Annotated in this window: 3 protein-coding genes and 1 pseudogene; 2 read left to right on the top strand and 2 right to left on the bottom strand. The window is 72.4% G+C overall.

Going from position 1 to position 4043, the window contains the following annotated elements:
* Nucleotides 1-17 precede the first annotated feature (17 nt).
* Nucleotides 18-1385, bottom strand: a complete 1368-nt coding sequence (locus tag DY245_RS12015) for an APC family permease (protein ID WP_128506511.1) — start codon at nucleotides 1383-1385, stop codon at nucleotides 18-20.
* Nucleotides 1386-1469: 84 nt separating this feature from the next.
* On the opposite strand from DY245_RS12015, the gene DY245_RS12010 reads away from it, so the two are divergent.
* On the top strand, nucleotides 1470-2510 hold the full coding sequence (locus DY245_RS12010) for a 4-hydroxy-3-methylbut-2-enyl diphosphate reductase (RefSeq protein WP_128506509.1): 1041 nt from the start codon (nucleotides 1470-1472) through the stop codon (nucleotides 2508-2510).
* A gap of 138 nt (nucleotides 2511-2648) precedes the next feature.
* Nucleotides 2649-3409: pseudogene (gene ppgK, locus DY245_RS12005) on the top strand (polyphosphate--glucose phosphotransferase); the annotation flags it as partial.
* Between the two features lies 1 nt (nucleotide 3410).
* Here the strand turns inward: ppgK and DY245_RS47825 are convergent.
* On the bottom strand, nucleotides 3411-3951 hold a 541-nt coding region (locus DY245_RS47825; RefSeq protein WP_342354182.1), incomplete at its 3' end, for a DUF6542 domain-containing protein.
* Nucleotides 3952-4043 lie beyond the last annotated feature (92 nt).

Genomic DNA, 4043 nt, shown 5'->3' with positions numbered 1-4043 from the left:
CCCGCGGCCGCCCGCGCTCAGCCCTTCGCGCTCGGCTCTCGGCCCTCGGCCCCGCGCCCGGTCCGCCGCCCCCGCCGCCCGTACTGCACCGCCAGCACCACAAGCCCCACCACCAGCCAGACCCCGCCCACGACCTGCGCGGTGGCGGACGCCTCGACGACCACCGCGATCACCACCGCAAGCCCCAGCAACGGCACCACCACATGCCGCAGCACACTCGGCACCTCCGCTTGCCCACGGACCCGGAACCAGCCGATCACCGACGCGTGCAGCAGCCCGAACGCGGTCAGCGCGCCCACATTCACGAGCGACGACAGCTGATCGAGCCCGTCGTCCCTGCGCGCCGCCCACACCGCCGCCACCAGCGTCACCACGGCCGCCCCCAGCAGCGCCCGGCGCGGCACCCCGCGGCGCGCGTCCACCTTCGACATCGCCCCCGGCAGCCGCCGGTCCCGGGCCATCGCGAACAGCAGCCGGCCGGCCGCCGCCTGCCCCGCCAGCGCCGCGAACGCCGCGCCGATCGCCTTGCTGCCCGCCACCAGCTTCTGCAGCCACTCACCCACGGCCGCGTCGGCCGTCGCGTAGAAGGCCTCCCCCTGCTCGCCCGGTTCCGCCGCCAGCTCGGCCGCCGACATCGGGGCGAGCAGCGCCGCCAGATACGTCTGTACGGCGAACAGCACCCCCGCCACCACCAGACAGGTGAGCACCGCCCGCGCCACCCGCTGCGCCCCGCCCGCGGACTCCTCCGCGAACGACGCGATCGCATCGAAGCCCAGGAACGACAGGACCGCGACCGACACCGCCGCCAGCACCGCGCTCATCGAGAAGGCACCCTCACCGGTGAACGGCGTCGCCCAGCCACGCTGCGCCCCGTGCGCGACCAGCGCCCACACGGCCGCGACCACGAACACCACCAGCACCACGATCTCCATCACCAGCACCGCGAACCCCACCAGCGCCGCGGTCCGTACGCCCCACAGATTCAGCAGCGTCGTCACGGCCACCGCGAGCGCCGTCCACACCCACTGGTGCACCGACGGCACCAGCGCATGCAGCGCGATCCCGGAGAACAGATACGCCACCGCGGGGATCAGCAGATAGTCCAGCATCGCCATCCACCCGGCCACGAACCCCGCGCCCTCGCCGAGCCCCACCCGGGCGTAGGTGTAGACCGACCCGGCCTGCGGGGCGACCCGCACCATCTGGGCGTACGAATACGCCGTGCACGCCATCGCGACGGTCGCGACGAGGTAGACGACGGTGATCGCGCCGTGCGACTTGGCCTGCAACGTGCCGAAAATTCCGACCGGAGCCATCGGGGCGATGAACAGCAGCCCGTAGACGATCAGGTCCCGGAACGTCAGCGTCCGCCGCAGCGAACCCATCCCTGCCTCCTCGAAATAGGAAGCCCCAGTCTGGGCCACCGGCGCGATCTTCCGGCGAGGGGGCACGGCCTTACGATGGGACGCATGACTGCAACTCCCGGCCCGCAGCCCGCCACCACCCCGAGCGGTGACGCATCGCGTCGCTGTGACACGCAGCCCACCCGCAAGGTCCTGCTCGCCGCCCCCCGCGGCTACTGCGCGGGCGTGGACCGCGCCGTGATCGCCGTCGAGAAGGCCCTTGAGCAGTACGGCGCTCCCGTCTACGTGCGCCACGAGATCGTGCACAACAAGTACGTCGTGAAGACCCTGGAGAAGAAGGGCGCGATCTTCGTCGAGGAGACGGAAGAGGTGCCCGAGGGCAACATCGTCATCTTCTCGGCGCACGGCGTCGCCCCGGTCGTCCACGAAGAGGCCAAGCGCGGCAAGCTCGCCACCATCGACGCCACCTGCCCGCTGGTCACCAAGGTCCACAAGGAAGCCGTCCGGTTCGCCGGCGACGACTACGACATCCTGCTGATCGGCCACGAGGGCCACGAAGAGGTCATCGGTACCAGCGGTGAGGCCCCCGAGCACATCACGCTCGTCGACGGCCCCGCGGACGTCGCCAACGTGGAGGTCCGCGACCCGGACAAGGTGGTCTGGCTCTCCCAGACCACGCTCTCGGTCGACGAGACCATGGAGACCGTGGACGCCCTCAAGGGCCGCTTCCCCAACCTGCTCTCCCCGCCCAGCGACGACATCTGCTACGCCACCCAGAACCGTCAGACCGCGGTCAAGCAGATGGGCGCCGAGGCCGACCTCGTCATCGTCGTCGGCTCCAAGAACTCCTCGAACTCCGTCCGCCTCGTCGAGGTGGCGCTGGGCGCCGGCGCCCGCGACTCCCACCTGGTCGACTACGCCGAGGAGATCGACGAGGCCTGGCTGGAGGGCGTGAGCACGGTCGGCGTCACCTCCGGCGCCTCCGTCCCCGAGATCCTCGTCCACGGCGTCCTGGACTGGCTCGCCGCGCGCGGCTACGAGGACGTCGAGACCATCACGGCCGCCGAGGAGTCCATCGCCTTCTCGCTGCCCAAGGAGCTCCGCCGCGACCTGCGCGCCGAGGCCAAGGCGGCCACCGAGGGCTGAGGCCCGCCGGAGCTTTGCCGCCCCCCGGACGTCGTACGGCCGGGGGCCGCTCCTTCGGGGGCGAGCCGGCCGCTCCCGAAGGAGACGGGTCGGTCGATCCCGGGGGCGAGGGGCCCCGTCGGCGCCTAGCCTTTTCCCATGAGGGTCTTCGGCGTGGACATCGGCGGAACGGGCATCAAGGGTGCCCCGGTGGATCTGGAGCGCGGCGATCTCGCGGAGGAGCGCCACAAGGTACTGACCCCGCACCCGGCCACTCCGGATGCGGTCGCGGACGGCGTCCGGCAGGTCGTGGAGCATTTCGGGTGGTCGGGGCCGGTCGGCGTGACCTTCCCCGGCGTGGTCACCGGCGGTATCACCCGTACCGCCGCCAATGTCGACAAAGGCTGGATCAACACCGACGCCGCCGCCCTGCTCACCGACCGGCTGGGCGGTGAGACCGGCGGCTGCCCGGTCACCGTCCTCAATGACGCGGACGCGGCCGGCCTCGCCGAGCTGCGCTACGGCGCGGGCCGCGGCCGGTCCGGCACGGTCATCGTCCTCACCTTCGGCACCGGCATCGGCAGCGCCGTCTTCACCGACGGCCGCCTCGTCCCCAACACCGAGCTCGGCCACCTGGAGCTGCACGGCCACGACGCCGAGAAGCGCGCCTCCTCCAAGGTCAAGGAGGACCACGACCTGAGCTGGCAGCAGTGGGCGCACCGGGTCAAGAAGTACCTCGCCCATGTGGAGATGCTCTTCTCGCCCGAGCTGTTCGTGATCGGCGGCGGGGTGTCCCGCAAGGCGGAGAAGTTCCTGCCGCTGATCGAGGGCATCAGGGCCGAGATCGTGCCGGCTCAGCTTCAGAACAACGCGGGGATTGTCGGGGCCGCGATGGCTGCGTACGCCGCTCGGGCTGGCGANCTTCAGAACAACGCGGGGATTGTCGGGGCCGCGATGGCTGCGTACGCCGCTCGGGCTGGCGAGCCACCTGCCGCGGACGGGTACCCGGCCGCACCCGGTCCGCCGGCCGCCCGGCCGACCGGTCCTGCGGCCCGTACTGCCCGCCCTGCGGTCGACTCGCCGCTCGGCCGGCCCGACGCCGCACGATGATCAGCGCGCGGCGGACGATCGCGAGCAGCGCGCAGATCAGCGTGCCGGCATAGAGCCAGCCGGCGTTCAGCGCGAGGACCGTGAAGACGCCCATCAGCAGCCCGCCGAACCCGTCCGCACCGCGGTGGATCGGCAGCGCGCCGATCGTGAACGCGATCGGCAGGGTGACCGGCGCACAGATCAGGTCGTACGGCCTGACCCACATCGCCGCGCCCACGCTGACCAGCAGGAAGAAGAAGCCGTACGCGGGCTGCGCGCCGGCCAGGAGCAGCCGGTCCAGGAACGCGAAGGCCAGCAGCACCAGGGTCGCCAGCAGCCAGCAGCCGAGGCCGGTGAGCTTGGCCGCCGGCATCCGGCGCACCGGGGCGGGCGGCGGGGCGGGCACCGGCCGCTGGGGGCGCGCCCGGTAGACGGCCGGGGATCCGGCGCCGCCCGGTGGCGCCG

It is taken from the genome of Streptomyces inhibens, from assembly GCF_003389455.1.
In the GTDB taxonomy this organism is placed as follows: Bacteria; Actinomycetota; Actinomycetes; order Streptomycetales; family Streptomycetaceae; genus Streptomyces; species Streptomyces inhibens.
Note: the sequence above shows the minus strand (reverse complement) of the source record. Positions and strands in the feature narration are given on the sequence as shown.

Excerpts from the sequence above, each read along its gene's own strand:
- DY245_RS12015 (WP_128506511.1), bottom strand. The coding sequence starts at position 1,385 with ATGGGTTCGCTGCGGCGGACGCTGACGTTCCGGGACCTGATCGTCTAC.
- DY245_RS12010 (WP_128506509.1), top strand. The coding sequence starts at position 1,470 with ATGACTGCAACTCCCGGCCCGCAGCCCGCCACCACCCCGAGCGGTGAC.